The sequence below is a fragment of the Exiguobacterium sp. GL_137 genome, assembly GCF_057834585.1.
This window is the reverse complement of sequence record NZ_JBYQMM010000002.1, coordinates 12,367-29,016: the sequence shown is the minus strand read 5'-3', so window position 1 is coordinate 29,016 and position 16,650 is coordinate 12,367. Positions and strand designations below refer to the sequence as shown.

General features: G+C 39.1%; 22 protein-coding genes. All 22 read right to left on the bottom strand.

Annotation, left to right across the window (positions count from 1 at the left end):
* Positions 1-9: 9 nt before the first annotated feature.
* Entirely contained in the window at positions 10-501 is a 492-nt protein-coding gene (locus tag AC3IRK_RS15905; protein WP_489170805.1) for a hypothetical protein, read from the bottom strand.
* Entirely contained in the window at positions 498-716 is a 219-nt protein-coding gene (locus AC3IRK_RS15900; RefSeq protein ID WP_489170804.1) for a hypothetical protein, read from the bottom strand. The genes AC3IRK_RS15905 and AC3IRK_RS15900 overlap by 4 nt, the downstream gene beginning before the upstream one ends.
* Before the next feature lie 15 nt (positions 717-731).
* Positions 732-1,229, bottom strand: coding sequence for a hypothetical protein (locus tag AC3IRK_RS15895; protein WP_489170803.1), 498 nt, complete (start codon positions 1,227-1,229; stop codon positions 732-734).
* Between the two features lie 97 nt (positions 1,230-1,326).
* A complete protein-coding gene (locus AC3IRK_RS15890) occupies positions 1,327-1,716 on the bottom strand; it encodes a DUF4320 family protein (RefSeq protein WP_489170802.1) in 390 nt (129 codons plus the stop codon).
* A gap of 85 nt (positions 1,717-1,801) precedes the next feature.
* A complete protein-coding gene (locus AC3IRK_RS15885) occupies positions 1,802-2,059 on the bottom strand; it encodes a hypothetical protein (protein WP_489170801.1) in 258 nt (85 codons plus the stop codon).
* 25 nt (positions 2,060-2,084) lie between these two features.
* A complete protein-coding gene (locus AC3IRK_RS15880) occupies positions 2,085-2,981 on the bottom strand; it encodes a hypothetical protein (RefSeq protein WP_489170800.1) in 897 nt (298 codons plus the stop codon).
* A 16-nt stretch (positions 2,982-2,997) separates the two neighbouring features.
* Positions 2,998-3,252: a hypothetical protein gene (locus AC3IRK_RS15875; protein ID WP_489170799.1), complete on the bottom strand. Its 255-nt coding sequence runs from the start codon at positions 3,250-3,252 to the stop codon at positions 2,998-3,000.
* 30 nt (positions 3,253-3,282) lie between these two features.
* Positions 3,283-4,251, bottom strand: a complete 969-nt coding sequence (locus AC3IRK_RS15870; RefSeq protein ID WP_489170798.1) for a hypothetical protein — start codon at positions 4,249-4,251, stop codon at positions 3,283-3,285.
* On the bottom strand, positions 4,248-5,666 hold the full coding sequence (locus AC3IRK_RS15865; protein WP_489170797.1) for an ATPase, T2SS/T4P/T4SS family: 1,419 nt from the start codon (positions 5,664-5,666) through the stop codon (positions 4,248-4,250). Before AC3IRK_RS15865 ends, AC3IRK_RS15870 begins: the two co-directional genes overlap by 4 nt.
* A gap of 15 nt (positions 5,667-5,681) precedes the next feature.
* Positions 5,682-6,548 (bottom strand): CpaE/TadZ family protein, encoded by an 867-nt coding sequence (locus AC3IRK_RS15860; protein WP_489170796.1) that lies wholly within the window; start codon positions 6,546-6,548, stop codon positions 5,682-5,684.
* A 2-nt stretch (positions 6,549-6,550) separates the two neighbouring features.
* The gene (gene cpaB / locus AC3IRK_RS15855) at positions 6,551-7,402 is read right to left on the bottom strand and encodes a Flp pilus assembly protein CpaB (protein WP_489170795.1); all 852 of its coding nucleotides are present in this window, start codon (positions 7,400-7,402) and stop codon (positions 6,551-6,553) included.
* Between the two features lie 12 nt (positions 7,403-7,414).
* Positions 7,415-7,834 carry a hypothetical protein gene (locus AC3IRK_RS15850; protein ID WP_489170794.1) on the bottom strand — a complete coding sequence of 140 codons (420 nt, stop codon included), beginning with the start codon at positions 7,832-7,834 and terminating at the stop codon, positions 7,415-7,417.
* 15 nt (positions 7,835-7,849) lie between these two features.
* Positions 7,850-10,249 (bottom strand): PspA/IM30 family protein, encoded by a 2,400-nt coding sequence (locus AC3IRK_RS15845; protein ID WP_489170809.1) that lies wholly within the window; start codon positions 10,247-10,249, stop codon positions 7,850-7,852.
* Between the two features lie 142 nt (positions 10,250-10,391).
* On the bottom strand, positions 10,392-10,568 hold the full coding sequence (locus AC3IRK_RS15840) for a hypothetical protein (protein WP_489170793.1): 177 nt from the start codon (positions 10,566-10,568) through the stop codon (positions 10,392-10,394).
* 122 nt (positions 10,569-10,690) lie between these two features.
* Complete coding sequence (locus AC3IRK_RS15835) at positions 10,691-11,737, bottom strand: SH3 domain-containing protein (RefSeq protein ID WP_489170792.1); 1,047 nt, start codon at positions 11,735-11,737, stop codon at positions 10,691-10,693.
* A 14-nt stretch (positions 11,738-11,751) separates the two neighbouring features.
* Positions 11,752-11,967: a hypothetical protein gene (locus AC3IRK_RS15830; protein WP_489170791.1), complete on the bottom strand. Its 216-nt coding sequence runs from the start codon at positions 11,965-11,967 to the stop codon at positions 11,752-11,754.
* A 284-nt stretch (positions 11,968-12,251) separates the two neighbouring features.
* The gene (locus tag AC3IRK_RS15825; protein ID WP_489170790.1) at positions 12,252-13,466 is read right to left on the bottom strand and encodes a CpaE/TadZ family protein; all 1,215 of its coding nucleotides are present in this window, start codon (positions 13,464-13,466) and stop codon (positions 12,252-12,254) included.
* Positions 13,466-13,801, bottom strand: a complete 336-nt coding sequence (locus AC3IRK_RS15820) for a hypothetical protein (protein WP_489170789.1) — start codon at positions 13,799-13,801, stop codon at positions 13,466-13,468. The genes AC3IRK_RS15825 and AC3IRK_RS15820 overlap by 1 nt, the downstream gene beginning before the upstream one ends.
* 13 nt (positions 13,802-13,814) lie before the next feature.
* Complete coding sequence (locus AC3IRK_RS15815; RefSeq protein ID WP_489170788.1) at positions 13,815-14,141, bottom strand: single-stranded DNA-binding protein; 327 nt, start codon at positions 14,139-14,141, stop codon at positions 13,815-13,817.
* Complete coding sequence (locus AC3IRK_RS15810) at positions 14,101-14,640, bottom strand: hypothetical protein (protein WP_489170787.1); 540 nt, start codon at positions 14,638-14,640, stop codon at positions 14,101-14,103. Before AC3IRK_RS15810 ends, AC3IRK_RS15815 begins: the two co-directional genes overlap by 41 nt.
* Before the next feature lie 85 nt (positions 14,641-14,725).
* On the bottom strand, positions 14,726-15,202 hold the full coding sequence (locus AC3IRK_RS15805; protein WP_489170786.1) for a hypothetical protein: 477 nt from the start codon (positions 15,200-15,202) through the stop codon (positions 14,726-14,728).
* Positions 15,203-15,354: 152 nt separating this feature from the next.
* Positions 15,355-15,621 (bottom strand): hypothetical protein, encoded by a 267-nt coding sequence (locus AC3IRK_RS15800; protein WP_489170785.1) that lies wholly within the window; start codon positions 15,619-15,621, stop codon positions 15,355-15,357.
* Positions 15,622-16,650 lie beyond the last annotated feature (1,029 nt).

Sequence of the window (16,650 nt, the reverse complement as noted above, 5' to 3'; positions counted from 1 at the left end):
TCGGCTGTTTTATCGTTCTTGCTCAAAATCTTTTTTGGGTGGTGGCTGCTCTTTTTGATTTTCGTATGTTTTAGCATTGTTCATTTGCTCTTGAGTACGGATTCTTTCTTGCCTTGAGATTCGTTCATACGCATCAACGATTCGGATCATATCATCCGTTGAAAGCTCTCCTTTACGTCCTCCTAATGGATTCGGCTCGTTCAGGTCATACCTGAACCCGACTCCTAACCTCACCATTGATGGCTTCGTCAGGCCGGCAGACTCTAAATCATGAATCTGACACCCGAATCGTTCACTTAAATAGCCTGTGGTGGTCGAAGTAATCATATAGAAAGCGACTTCATTTTCGTTAAAATCATACAAGGCAACGACAGGTCGCCACTTTTCACCCTGCGGTCTGTAATTGCCCTCTAAGTCTTTAAAACGAACGTTGGCGTAGTAAACGTCACCGACGGCAAAAAGATTTTCTTCTGATTCATCAGGATGCTTCTTATCACTCATTCATCTTCGCCCATCCATTCTCTATGAGTGGGATTATTCGGATCGAGCAAAATCGTACCGTTTTCATCGACTTCAAATGTTTCTTTAACTGCCATGTGATTTTCGGACAGTTGCACTCGTTTGAGTTTAGCCAACGCTTCTAAAAATCGAGGATCAGTATTTGTAATCTTCGCATTTTTGATTTCAGAAGGGTCGATGGTTTCACGTTCTGACATAAGGTGATTCTCCTTTCACATAAAGAGTTTACCCGACTCCAAATAGCGTACATACACGTCAAACATAAGTTCAAAATCAAGTTCAGGAAGTCGGATTGCATAGTAAAGTGTCGCTAATTCAATTACGTTGCCTAACGTTTCATGTTTCATTTCAGTCACTTGTCGGATAGTAGCAGGTGGAACTCTAAAATTGGTTGGTGTAAGATTCTCTGGTGTGTTTAGCGTATTTTTGTACGCTTTTCTCAACATTTCCGTTCGCCTATCCAAAATAATGGTCAGACTAAAATCATCATAATTCGTTTTAGAAAGAGCGTCCTGCATTTGATTTACCATTTCAATAATCAGGTCATTATAATCAAATTGGCTCAAACGTTGACGCTCTTTTTCTCCAACTGCCTTATCCAAATAGTAGTCAAGAAAAGGTGATTTATTTCGATTCAACACTTCAAAAATACTGCTATACAGCACTCGGAACATCGGATGAACCTTATACGACTTACTGGGATAAGACATAATCCTAAACTCCAATCTGTTTTCTAAGAGCATGGCGAAACCACCATGATATTCAGATTGAGTGTAACACAACAAAAGATAGATGTAATAATCACATTTAACGTTGCCATACTTGTGAATAACCTGATTCTTTTTGGATTATATCGAGTTTAGATGTACCTAATCCTGTACCTAAAAAATTGAACATACTAAATTCATAAGTTCCTTTTACTGTCACTTCAATTTTCTCTCCTGCATTGATAACACCAGTACGATTGTAAGAGACTTTATAACCCTTTGTATCTAACCCGTTGTCTGCCAATTGTGAGTAAGCATAGTCCTTAACACTTTGTGGTACTCCTCCTTGTCGTTCTGCTTCTCTCGTAATGTTTGAAGCGATAGTTGAGACTTTTTGTGTCTGTACACCGTAGACGATTAATTCGGGTACTAAAACAATCAACGGAATCAAAATCAACATTCCAAACAACGTACCAATTTGTCCCTTCATTTTCAATTTCCCCTTTCCAAAACTTATAAAAAGAACGGTCAAAGTCAAGAGACTCTGACCGTTAAAATTCATTTCTTATTGATACTTACTGCCAATCAACCGGACGCTTCGTAGTTCCATCTTGGAAGAAATCTAAGATGTTCGCGAACCCTGCTTTGTAAGCAAGAACAGCAAGTGCAATGACGATGACACCTAATACAACAGCACCGTAAGAGTTGACTCCTTCTTCCATTGTTCCTTTAGCAGAAACTTCCGAAGTAACGAAGTCTTTCACTTGATCTTGTACGTCCATTTTTTTCATTTCGATCTTTGCTGTGAGTGCTGCCATTTTTTCTTTTAACATGATTAATTGCTCCCTTTTAGTTGGTTTATTGGGTAACGATGGAACTGAATTGAGACATCATCATAATGATTAAAAAACTGATAATCACGACGATGAAAGGAAGCATCATAGACATGATGAACTTATCAAGCAAGTCTGCTCGATCTTCCAATTCTTCTTTAAACGTCTCTTGTTGCATTTGATTCATGACTTCAATTTGATGGTCAATAATGGCTGAACCATTAACAGAAGTCACTTTCATCATTTGTTGAAAGGCAATCATAAACTCTTGTGCTTCTCGGACTTGTACACCTTTCGAAAAGTTATGATATGGTCGCCCATCTGTGGGATAAAGTTCGATTTCAGTGACGAGTGTTTCGACATAAGGACGTAAGTAATATCCTGCATAATCGACACTGGATCTGACTGCATCTATCGGTGTCCGGTCTTTCAAAAGCACTCCGAACGATGCAAGGTACATCGGTAATTCCAAACGAAGTTGTTTATAATAAGCATCCTTACGCTTATTTAACTGTTTCATCGGAATCGAGAAAACAAGAATGGCGAATGGAATAGCTAAGTAATAAAACAAACTTAGATTTAAGAAGAAGCCCATTCCTGCCATGTAAACAACACATAAAACAGTATTGATAATTCGCTTAGTCATAAAATTAGTGAAGGACTGACTGATTTTTGCTTCGTTGAGTTTGGTTTCAACGTGAGTTCTATATTTTTCAAATGAAGTGACTCGCTCTAACAACGAATAAGTCTTTGGCTGTTCCTCTTGTCCTTCCTTGAGGAAGGACTTGAGGACAAACCGTTTACGAGACTTTACTTCGCTCATGAGTAGGATGACTCGATAAGCTAAGATTCCGATGATTAAGAGAGCCACTACCGACACCACTTGCGTTAAGGTTGGCATTTCAAAGTTCGGTAGCGACAAGCTGTTTCACCCTTTCTTAAACCCAATCAGCCGGACGTTTCGTTGTTCCTTTTTGGAAGAAATCAAGGATGTTAGCGAAGCCAAGTTTATATGCGACGACGGCTGCTGCAATGACGATGACACCTAAAACGACTGCACCGTAAGAGTTGACTCCTTCTTCCATTGTTCCTTTAGCAGAAATTTCAGAAGTGACGAAGTTTCCGACTCCTTCTTTTGCGTCGAGTGCTTTGATTGTTGCTTTTGCTTGTAATTTTGCGATGAAGTTTTTCATGATTCATGTATCTCCCTTTTGGTTGTTTTTTTAGTTGTTCAATGGTTCAGTTGGATCGTAAATTTCGATTTTAGCCAACTGTTTGTAGATATAAAGCGTGTATGCCGTTACTGCTACAAATACCGCACTCGCAATGGGGTTTCCCATGATCGTGACGTAGTTATCGTAAGAGATCAGAATGAATACGAACGGTAACGAGTACGTCATTAAAGCGAATGAACGCCATACTTTAAACTGTGATCGGTGAACGGTTGCCAACTGTCGCTTGAATACTTCTTTTTCTTTCATTTGATTTGCCACTGTCCGTAACTTTGCAATGTCAGAAGTGCCACTTTCATTCAGAACTTCCAATTGTTCATGAAACAGTTGAACCACCATTTGAGGATATTTTTCATTCATGTGATGGAACGCTTGTCTCACGCTTTTCCCATCCTCTAGGATGGTAAATGCTCTTTCTACATCTGTACGAATCGGATCTTCAAGCATCGGAATTACATTTTCTAAAGATTGTCGTAAGTTTCCGAAAGTACCAAAAGCACTTGTTAGAGACGACATATAGACACTGATTTTGAAGTCCGTTTGCTGTATATAATCACGCTTAATAGCATGTAGTTTTATGAGTGTTGCAACCACACCACCCAAACAAGCAAGTGGGATTAAAAAGATGAACGGCTTGAGATAAACGATGAATAAAATCGCTCCTATCGTCGTACCAGTGATGAAGTGTGTCAGGTACATTCGTTTATCAAAATCCACCTCGTATTGCTTCGCTTCTTGTTTAAGATAGGATGGATCTGCATATCTCAAGAACGGATAACGAGTTTTCATAGTTGGTTTTTCTTCTCGTTCTTTTAGCAAAGATGAAATCCGTTTCCTTTGATTCTTTTTTTCCTTACTCAAGTAGCGAATCAGTACGATGTAGGCTAACAGGCCGATGATTAATAAAACTAAAGCGTCCATCAAATGACTTTCAATAATGGATTCAAAAAGTGTCATCATACAGACATCAACGCCTTTTGTTTAGGTGCAAGTTTTGCAATATCACTCAAGTCTTTATGGTAGGAAAGAAGTTCATTCCATAACCTTTCAGACATAGCATCTTTTTGTACGTGAGTTCCTTTGATTTCGTCGTACTGGAATAAAACGTTACCGACGGTTGTTCCATCTTTGTAGTCCGTATATTCAACGATTTGATTAATTTTCCGTACTCGTTTTTCACCAAAACGTTCTACATGGATTCCGATTCGGAAACCATCTTCTCCGACTAATCGTTTACCATAAACCTCATTAGTTAACATTTGGGCTTCTTGACATAAATCAATGGCTCGGTTGATTGCCCCAAATGCCGACTTACCATGAATCGTTGAACTTACGATATGTCCTGTACTTAACGCCTTCAAAATATCTAACATTTCAGCACCACGAGACTCTTGCATGAAGATGTAATCAAAGTTTTGACGCATGGCATTTTTCAGATGGTATCTGTACCCGAAGTCTGAATTGGAATCCCCTTTTGCTTCTCTGTTCTTCCACATTGTTATCGAGTATTGAATCATGTCGTATAGTTCATCGAGATAAGATTCCGGTGTATCTTCGATCATGACAATATCTGTTTTTGGCTTCGTGTAACGTGCCAAATACCGGAATAATTCAGTTTTCCCTGTTCCTGTTTCTCCACTGAACAAATGCGAATGTGTAGGGAATGTCAGTTTGAGTAGGTTGTACATTTCTTGATTCAGATAACCTGTTTCAATCATGTTCTTTTGACTAATTCGAAGTTTTTTAGAAACACTTCGTAATTGAAGTGAAGGTGTTTTTGCTAAGTCATAACCGACGACGTTGATACGCATTTGAGGGAACATGGCATCGTAAGATGGTGTTCCTTGTGAAAATGGTTTGCTACTAGCAAAAGCAAAACGGTTTAGCAATTCGTTATACGATTTCATGCTGTCAAACGATAATTCCGTCCGGTATTTCCCTTTGTGAATATGGTCAACTCGGATGTGATCAAAGTTGATGACTTTTATATCTGTGATGTTCGGGTCTTTCCGTAAATCTTCGAGTACATCAAGCCCAACCAATTTTTCAAGAATGATCTTCGTTACCTCAACGGGTCGTCGATTCCCTAAATCGGCTTTGTGACTTTCGACGAATGCAGGTTTCGATACGATGTCATGGATTCTCGCTCTTAATCGTTCTCTCCGTCTTTCATTCCCGAAAGAATTTCGAATGAGTTCCGTTTCAGTTTGAAGTGCTTCTTTGACTTGCTCGATTAGCTTTTCAGAAAGAGCAGCGTTCGAATTAGTCGATGAAATTTTTGATTGTACGTTCAGGTAGAATAAGTCACTGATATTGACTTTGTTTTTGGTACGAGATTCAAGCGATCTATACTTCGGTATGATATTTTTCATCATCAAGTCTCCCTTCCATCAACTTCTTGAGAACATTTTTCTAAGTCCTTTTTGTTCAACGTATTTGCTAAGTGTCATGCGAATACCGTTACCGTCGATGATTTCTTCCATCTGTTCACGAATGTAGTCTGAGTCAGTCCGTAAAGCCCATTCATCACGTAACCGTTGAGGATCAAAGTTGATGATATGTGCATCCCCCAACATTTCGTCATAATCTTTTTTAGTCAGTTCGTCACTGGCAAGATTAACGATGTTCGTCCACTTATCTTTCAAGGACGGATTGTGTTCGAATAAGAAATCTTTTCGTTCCTTTAATTCCAATAAACGAATTACCGATGGACTGATTACCGATAAAATTACGTCACTATTTGTCATCGTTTGATAAGTGAATATATGGTCAATATCGTTCGGCAGCTTGATTACTACATGGTCGTAAATACTGTCACGAAGCGTATCAACAATTCGATCTACATATTCGAGAACGAAAGCGTCGACGCTTTCAGAATCAGTCTCCACGAGGTTAGGAACGAGTTCAGGTTCAAGTTTCATCGGTAGAATCAGATAGTCCAAATCATCTTCTAGTTGCTGATAAATTTCTCGACTTTTCTTATCGCTTTCTTCAAGCAACATTTTTTTTGTGATGATGAAATTATCAAAGTTGAAATCACCACTTAATGAAGCACTCAAATATTCAAGGATGTTTTGATTTTCGGTGTCGATTTGTAGTGCTTGAGCGAATCCATGAGCCGTTGTGTCAAGTTCAACGTATAGAACTCTATACCTTTCATTGGCTAACCGGTTCGCATATGCTAACGATAGTGTCTTTAATCCCTGATTGGCTGTTGGGGAATAAAAACTAATTATTTTTTTGTCAGTTGTTTTCATGATTAACCCTTCCCTTCCTCTGTCGCTCCGGCTTCTTCGATTTCTTCTTTGTCGAGATCATCGTAAACACCATTAATGAATTGAACGACTTCACTTTCGCTTAACTGGTCGTCTTTTTTACTTGGTGTGTAGGCTTCACTCGTTGCTACTGGAACAACGTCACCGACTAATTTAGCTTTGTTTAATAACACGTTTACTTCTTCCGGTACTGCGAAGATGTAAATTGAAGCAAGCGTTCGTTGTGGCTGCCCGTTTGTCGTTTCTTCCTTATCCTCTTCTTTATCAAGACCTTCATTTCGGAATACGTTTGTTGCTTGAGCATCTTTAACAGCTACTACGCGAATTTGAGAAGCCAACTTGCCGTAAATGACTTCCATTCCTTCTTGACTTGCTCCATCCTGTTTTTTCGAACGGAAGTAAAGATCGACGTTCGAGTTGGGGATGATACTGTTTCCTAACGACGTTTCCAAATCCACTAAGAGCGAAAAAGCAACTTCTCCTTTTTTCAAACTAAGAATTGAACTGTCCGGTAAATCATCTTTTTTTGAAATTTTTTCTTTATAAATCATTGAGTTTTTCGAAACTCCAAATCCCGAAACCGTCCACTTCCCAATAACTTGTTTTGGATTACGAATGGCATTAGGCGGAACACCCTGACTCGGAATGTATCGAACCGATACCATACTTTCTTTGATCTCCGTTCTTGGTGCGATTTCTTTATTCGTGAAGATGACAGGTACTTTATCAACTTCGGCATTGATTTTATATTGCGTGTAACTGACGATTCCTAATATGAGTGCTGCCACTGTTGCAATGGCAATCACCTGTTTTTTAATAGCCTTTTTCTTTTTCATTGTGTCTCTCCCTTATTTCGTCAAATTTCTCGATTCGATGATTTGTACGGTACGAGAACGAGTCTCTTGATGAATACCTTCCGTCAACGCTCCAGTAGGTTCAATCGTTGCGTATGCGTCGGTTGCTAGGAAGGGCGTACCACCCGAAGGGTTCTTAAAGACGTTTAAGGTACGCTCTCCTTCATAGAAACCTACTGATTCAGCATATTGTCGTAACAGAAGATCTCTGGCCATCTGAGGATCAATTGTGACCTTCTCCTGTGTTCTCAACACACCTAGATTGACTGATTGGTTGACTGCGTTCCTCGTAGCGTTCTCCAACGCCATTTCGTTGTCATTATCGACTATGGAAACTTTCTCGTAAGCAAACACCCATGTGATGCCTAATATGAAAAACAAGGCGATGAATCCACTAAATATCAACTTTCCCATTCCGTTACCCTCCTGTTACTCACGAGTCGTCGTGAATGGTACGTTGACCGAATCCAATACCGACTCCCCTTTTTTAATGACTGGATGCGTCGCATTGTACTGTTGAATTTTTCGGATAGTATCTTGCGTCAACTTGTATGAAAATTGGTACGGATATTTATTTCTTCCGTCATATCCGAAATTCGAATACCAGTTTTTTAAGTTTGTATCGAAAAGTGATTGTGTACTTGGTGTATTGAAGTTCCAACCGATTCCTGCGGGGAATGGATTTTTTGGTGATAAGGATCTTGAATAGAAATCATCTTTTTTATCTTTGTCATTCAAGGCTGTACCTTCCACCTTTACATCTGCTGTAACACAAGTGTTCAAGTGATTGACTCCTGCATTGAGACCTACCGTATCAAACGTCAACGTTTGGTTCGGGTAGTTGAATGGGATGTAGAACTTAGTTCCTCCCGATATGAGTGTGTCATTCGGATTACGTTTACTGTGTACGGTCGTCATGCTGTCGAAAATGTTTCCACTGAACGTTTCTACATATGAATTTGGCAAACTCCATAACGTCGTCGTATACGGTAACAATCCAATCTCATATCCACTCAAGTCTAATGTTCCATAAGTCCGACTTGCTTTGACATATGGTAGATAATTTGAAAGGACAGGGAAATATGAACGTACTGTTTTCACACCCGTTGCCGTTGATTCAGGATCTTCGTTTTCGTATACAGATTCCAGTTCGTAATCGAATCCATAACCTGCTTTTCGAGTTTTATCTTTTTCACTCATAAGAACTTGTGTTGTAACTTTTTCGCTATAAGTCATTACACCAGTTGTTCTATCATTCACTGTTCTCACGACACCATCGAGTGATGACGTTTCACCTAGAGGTGAACACATAAGGGAAGTCTCATTCGATGTCGTCAAGATTTCAGTCGTGATGGTATTATTTTTCATGGATTTTTCTGCTACTCCTGAAAACGTTGATCCGTTGGGATTGATGATACCCGATACGTCTCCGTCTTCTTTTAGCGTCCATGTGTACGAAAGAGTTACTTTATCTGATTCTTCTAAAGTGATGCTTTTTGTAGAAAGAATCGTGTCTTCACCAAACAATAATTGTGTGGATGTTGTTATAGATTTTGTTGCTACTTCTTTTGCTTCGATTGAATCTTTTTCTTTTTCGTAATGATTGATTTCGACTGTCAATGTATCAATCGAACATTCGAGGTTAGCAATATTTTGAAGAGTCACTTTCATTCGAGCGACAACGGCTTTTGCCTTATCTTCATCTCCTGCTTTATCAGCAGCATCGTATTCTTTTTCCTGTTGAGCATAATCTGCTTGTTCGGATTTCAATTTTGTTTGTTGCTGCGTCCGAAGCGTTTTACGTTTATCAATATCAGCTTGGATGGCATCTTTTGCTTTTTGACGATTTGCTGAATAGTTAGCACGACGATATGTGACCTTCGTTGTTGTTGCTTTATTCGCATCCGTCACTTTTGCGTCAATGGTTTGGGCTATTAAGTCAAGTTCGTACTTATAGCGATCTTTCGGTAGTACAGGTGCTTTACATGTACCATCCGGTTCATCCGGTTTATCAGGAATGTCCGGTGGTGGTTCAGGAGCATCAAATCGTATATTGGCGTTCGATCCAGTAACTCCGAAGTAAACGCTGTTTCCCCAACGTTTTGCATTATCATCTTCGGGTGTTCGAAGTCCGTACCAAATCGCTGTATCACCTTCATCTTTGTCAATCATCTTGTAAGACTTACCTGTTGTGAAATATTTGCTTGGTGCGTCCTTAGCAGTCTGTCTCGGATAACTCCGACGAATAACTGGGTAGTCTTCTGTCGCTAAGTAGCCACCATCCTGAATACCTGAATTGAACGAAATTTCTCCACCATTGTATTTTCGGTCTGCAAACGAGAACGGTGTTTTTAACGGTGTATAGACATACCAACTACCAACTCGTTTTGCGATGTATACATCCCACGTTGCATCTTCTGTTGGATCAGGAAATAAATCTTTGAGTGGAATATACGAACTGAAATTCACATCAACATACCGCATATTACAAGTGAGGTTATCTTTATTTAAAGTAGTTGATGAACATTCATTCCATACTCCTGCGCCCTGGTTGTTGTATTCCAAATCTTCTGTTGCATCCATACTTCCGTTTTTCGTAGTGTAGACTTTAGTTGTTCCGATATTACTATCACCTTTTGTTTTTTTTACGATGATAAATGTCTCGTGATTAGTTGCCGTATGCGTTTGTCTGCCAAAAAGAACAGCCCATCCGAAAAACTTGAGATATTTTTGATCTCCCTTACCGAAGTTTTCAGTGACAATTCCGTAACCATCACTCGTATATTTATCCGAATAAATATCAAAAGCTAAACGTCTACCCGAAGTCATCGGATACAAGTTGTTTCCCCTCATGTCATTCCAGTGGCTTTTATCGGTGGAACTTGCTAAATACGGGTTAGCATGAACACTTGGAACTTCTGAAATACTGATTAACAGAATCATGAGGATTATAAATACCTTCCTCACCTAATCACCTCTTCCTTGAGAAAAACCACAATCCAGTTGCTATGATTCCCATTCCAAATGACAAAACAGCAAACATCCATACTGTTGAGTTATTCTTTGGTTCTTTCACACTGGAAAGCATTTTGTTTTCTTCCTGACTTTGTTTTGCCGATAATTCTTTTTCTCTTTTTTCTATTACCATTTCATTTTCTTCCGTAGAGTCTTGGTTCTTATCACCTTCTCCCGACTCATTTACTTTTAAAACTTCGTCATTTTTTGAGTTGAGAGTTTTTATTTCGTTAGCATTTTCAGAAGAATTATCGCTTATTTTTTTTTTGTCGAACTAACTTTAGTTGTGTATTTCGCTGAAATATATCCTGTTTTATATCCTTTTTTGGCTGTGTACGAAATTGTGTACCATCCGTTTTTAGAACCGATCACCGTTACTGTCGAACCTTTTTTCAACTTTCCGATGACTTTATTTTTTACAGAACCACCAGTACGGACATTGAGTACATCTTTTGTTTTCACGTTAAATTTTTTGAACTCAACATATTTTTTGGCATACTTTGATGAAATGTAACCATATTTCGTCGGAGCATACTGAACCATGTACCAACCTTTATATGGTGGTTGAGAAGCGTACATTTTATATCCTTTTTTCAATTGAGTGATGACTTTGTATTTTGTAGACGGGCCTGTGCGAACATTGAGTTTGTCAGTTGTTGTCTGTACTTTGAACTCATTAACCAATGTTGAGACGGCTGCCTTATCAACCCAACGTTTCTTGCCTTTATACGTGATTGAGTAACGATTCGCTTTTTCGGATTTGAGAGTCAAAATTTGTGACCCGATTAAAGTACCGACTTTTTTACTTTTTGAAGTTGTGCCACTCCATACAGTCGTTGTCTTCGTCGTAATTCCTTTAAATGCAACGAATGTCGAAGTTGCAGGTTTGGTTGCAGGTACAGTCGGTTCAGAAGTAGTCGGTGGTTTTGTTTCAGGTGTCTCACCTTCAAGATCATTGACCGTATAGAACGTGATGATAGCCGAAGCGTACTTGTCGCTCGTTAAACCAATTTCTTCTTTTTGACCGTTCTTTACTTCACCTGTGTAAGCCCCTGCTGTACGGAAAGTCTTTGCATTCGGAGAATAGTAACCATCAATTTCTTTTCCACACTCACCAGTTGCATGAGCAAAGTTATCGACGGTATTTTTACTTGCATAAATCGTCATCGTACATGTTGTTTGGGATTCATCAGCAGAAACACTTGAAGCAACTGGAACGAATACTGATACTGCCATGAGGGATGCTGTCAGTGTCTTACTGAACTTTGATTTTGCGATAGCTTGAATCATTTTGTTCGACATGGTATTTCCTCCTTTTAAATCATGAATAGTGATACTAACAGGGCAAAAGCAATGAAAATAGAAGGTGCTTCGGCATGAACTTGTTCGCCTTTCAAGTTACGTCGCTTGATTCTTAGTGTGATTTCGACGACATAACTGACAATGAAGTACACCATTGAAATGACGAAAAACAATGTTGTAGCATCGAACGGTGAAATCAAATTCAAGAACATATACACGTTGACTAACATCTTCGTGTCTCCTGCCCCGAACTTTACTATCGGAATTTTGCTAAAGATTATGAAGAAAACAAGGGCGTATAGTCCAATGAGGAACGTGCTAATTACCATTCCCTGTACGCTTGCAACGATCAGCAGGAGTGCTGCCATTGGATAGTGATATGCGTTCCTTGTCGTGTGCGTTTTCAAATCGTCGATGACATTTAAAGTCATGTAGATAGCAAAAACGATTAAGAACAAATATTCGGTATTCATGATTACCTCGATTCTAAAAAATTTACTTACCTCAAGGTAAGTTACTTTTTCATGATTAGCTTTGAGAGCAATCCTTTTCGTTCCGTTTTCAATTGTACTAAATCATTTGGCATAAATCTACTAATTATTCTCAAAAAATTCTCTTCCAGTAATTCTTTTGAACTATTATCAAAATCATACAAAAGTTTGAAGTTTTGCATTGCTTTGATGATGACTGGATATTCGATGTAAGGCAACATGGCAATCGGTCGTCTGTGCAAGATTTGATTCATCGTCTCCATGTGTACGCCCTTGAAGTATTTCATAAGAACGATTTCGTACTTGTTGATATGATTCTCTTCAAGATACTTCATGATGCGATATTCTCTTGTTGGGTGACTGTCGCTTGGACTAACCCGATATTCGAGTCGAGCATATTCATATTTTATAATATCCGGTTCAGCAGCCATTAAGATTAAATCTGCATGACGCATGAATTGTTGGATTTCAGGATCTTCCCACCGGTCTGAAATATCGACGATTAAGACGTTTGCCCCAATAGCATGAGTAGCCATAAGCAGATGATGATATTCGAAGTCTTTCATCGGATATTCTGTTGCGTCGATTACGTGCCAACGAACATTATCTTGGATGAACGGTTCTTCTTTCAAGTTCGCGTTTTTCACTTTGACGGCTCTTGTCACATCTGTATATTCATGGTCGCTTGTATGAATTTGAAGATAGTCATACATATACGGCTTAATCAATGGATGCTCCATATACGCTACGTCAATTTTTCGTTCTCCTACCATCCTTGCTAAGTTTGTTGCTAGAATCGTTGAGCCTGAACCTTTCGTAAGTGAACCGACGATGATTACTTTGGAAGGAAGACTTTGATATTGTTTCGTGATGATTTCTTTTTCAATGATCTTATTACGGTAGATGATACGTTCGTTTTCGACTTCTTCGCTAATGTCGATTTCTTCCGGTGGAATACCGAACCGTTCGACTAGCTTCGGAACGATTTCTTTTACATCGTCACCAATGAGCAAGAACGGCACTTGATTGGCTTCTAATACCTTTTGAAGATTTGAACCTTCGGGCAACTGTGGATCAAGGACGTATATATCTCCTTTGAAAAACTCAATTGCATCTTCTAACTCCGTCGTGCTTTGAACCCGTTTAATTGAAGCATCGGGTAACTCTTTGTTTTTTTCAACCATCTTCGAAAGAAGATTGAACATGGTTTCACTCCCGATAATCGTGACTAGCTTCATTATTTTTCTCCTTCACTTTCGGACATTTTGGTTAAGAACAATGCCATCGTATCGTCATACAACTTTTTCTTTGCATCATCAGGAATCGAATTGATGAATCCTTCGAGATTATTGAAATGAACAACTTCCTTTTCTTCGGTTCGTACTATCGGTTCATTCTTCGGGAAAAATGTATTCAAGATGATTTCTTGTGTACTTAATTTCCCTCCACCAATGCCTTTATGTCTTTCGATGACTTTATTCAGTTCTTCTTGAATCGGTTTCACTTCTTTCTGAATCTGTTCGAAACTCATTTTTCGAACGACTTGATTCATCATTTCATTAGTATCTGACAACTTCGACACACCTTTACTTGATGGATTTTTCAAAGACACCTAGTACCTTTAAGACAAGAAACTTGTTTTCGTAACTCACTTTACCAGTCTCTTTATCGGTCTTCGTAATTTGAATAAATTCGGCTTCGACTTCAACAAGCCCGCCTTTTTGACCATTTTCAAATATTTCTTTCGCTTCTTTATCAAAAGCTACACAAGATGCAGGAGCATCCTTCCCTTGACTTGTCGGTACAAACAAAGTGAAGTTCAAAACGAATTTCCCTCTTTGCCCCATCACAAGTTTAGGATCGTCGGCTAGTCTACCCTTCCAACGTATGGATTGGAAACTTCGATTCAACATCGTACTTTTTTTCCCCTTCCTGCAAGTTCATATAAGTAGCCATTTTCAAAAACGTTAGATAGTCGAAGGTAAATGAAAAGTCGGGTTTCGCTTTCTCTTTTAAGTCCAACAATTCATTTTCGAATGATGTTTTGACATCCTTCATGCTTAACCGGAAATCATCTTTCGCCACATCCAGTATGCTTGCTCTACCAATCGTTCCCTCGAACCTTTCTTCTTTTAGAACTGCATAGGCTGATTCCATCCGTTGTAATCGAACACGATCTAATGAATAGAAAGTTTCTCTTGTCATCGGAAAAGATTGTGTGTCGCCCCACTCTTTAAAGAGTGTCATTGTTCCTTCATGCGTTTCGATTAGTTGCCCGTCCTCAAAATGATAAGACGCTGCCTTTTCAAAATCAAAATCGAATGTTTGGAATTTGTCGCTTGGTCGAGACAATGACGCTTGTTGTAATTCTTCATTGATCTCTGCAAAACTCATACGCTTAAACATCGTCATTTTTACGTCCTCCATTCGTTGTTGTACCTTCATTATACCACACATTAAATAAAATATACATTTTTATTTTATATTTTATGAAAAATTATTCGGCTTTTTTGAAGCCCATCGGTTTCAGGCGTTGGTTCGTTTTTAATGTCTTCTCCCAATATTCATGAAGGAACTTATCTGTAATTCGGGCAGGGATATGATTGATTCTCGAAATGAGGATATTTTCAATCACCCATTTTTTACGTGAAAAATACTCGTACTCCTCAACTACCGTTTCAATAGTAGTGTTGAGCGTTTCAAGCGTGACCGGATCATCAGACGAAGTTTCTTCTTTCCACTTCTTAGCTTGAGTCAAATTGGCGTACATATCTGTCCGTTCTCTGTTCACTTCTTTTAATAAAGAAAGTAATTCGTAAACAGATAACTTCATCAAGTCTTTGGTTGATTCATGAATTTGAGATAAATCAACGACTGGAGGTACACTTCTTAAATTCCGGTTTCCGTTTTCGAAAATTTCCGTCTCGATATTCAAGTCCATTTTGCAGAAATCACAAGATGCTGCCGTTTTCATGTCGAACCCTTCACCACTTGTTTTGAACGTTACTTCCGTTCCACAATACGCACACGTTTTTGTCATTTGAAATTCCCCGTTTCATGTTTTTATCGTTATGTAAGATGAAGATCTACCTTTTGATGATGGACGGTCTCAAGACCGTCCTTACATCAATCGTGAAGATATGGTGCTCTAATATCGTTTTCATTAATCACGCCTGATTCAATGTCAGCGATGATTTTATCGGCTTCTTGACTAAGAACCTTCACCGTCGCATCCCGACCATTCAATTCAACTTCTTTAATCAAAACGCAATTCCGGTTATTCCATGTACGCCATGTTTCAGCTTTTATAAAGTAATTGACCTTTTGGTTTTCACGATTAACTTTCGCTAAAAGTCTTCTGTTCGCTAATAAAATTGGTGTTTCGACTTTCATGGGTTTTACCTCCATTTTTTTCGTCCCTTCGGACAGCTTGCCCGAAAGGGTGAATTTTTGCCGTTTTGACACGTAGAACGAGACACCCTTTGCAAGAGAGTCGTCAAGGGTTTCAGCAGTCCATTTATTTCTCGTCCATGTCCTTTTATGGACGGTTCAGAAAAAAATTGCTGCCCCTTGACGGGGAACGCCCCGACGAGATGAAAACAGGGAAAAGAAGCGAAGCAGATGCTTACCCTGGTTGAATCCCGTCGGGGTCAAAGAGGTGTATCGTCCGAAGGGAAAAACGGAAAAAATGACCTTCGCATCCGGTTCACCGGATGCTTCCTCGCTTGCTCTAGCAAGCCCACGAACTTGTCTCGAAAGGGGTTTATCTCGAACGCTCCGAACGCTCCGTTAAGAAGCGAACAGGAACGTACAGACTGACATATCTCTGATATGTAGAGGATCAGGCCACAACACGTTCCATCGTTGTGCTTGTCCTCGTCAGGCTGTCGTTATCGGACGTTTCAGGGGCGTTGCGGTGGATTGTAGTCTCTTGGCTTGTCAAAGCCTTAGAGACTGCTCCATGAGCCATAAATCGTTTTATTCTTTATTATGTTCTATCCTGTTCCTTTAGGTTGTTCAAAAAAGTGATAGGTTAAACACGAAAAAAGCACCTTCTCATAAAAGAAGATGCTGTCAGGATAATCATAAAGTTCTTCGCCATTCCTAAGAATGTTTTGTAACCGTTAATAGGTGGTAAACGGTTTTAATAATTGAGGTTGTCAAAACGATCAAAAATTTTAAACGAAGAACTCCTTTTATTGTATCTGAAAGACATTTAAGAAACAATCTTGGATTTCATCTTTCATGGTTTTAGTTCTTTAAGGACTCAACAAAATATTTTGTTGAGTCCTATTTAATCGGTTCGATTCTATCAAGAATCGAACCTTCTTCTTTTAGTCGTTTCTCGATGAAACGACCTGTTAATCAAAATGACTCGTTCACTCCAGTGACGAGTCGTTTCAATGCGTAAGCAGTTTAAAA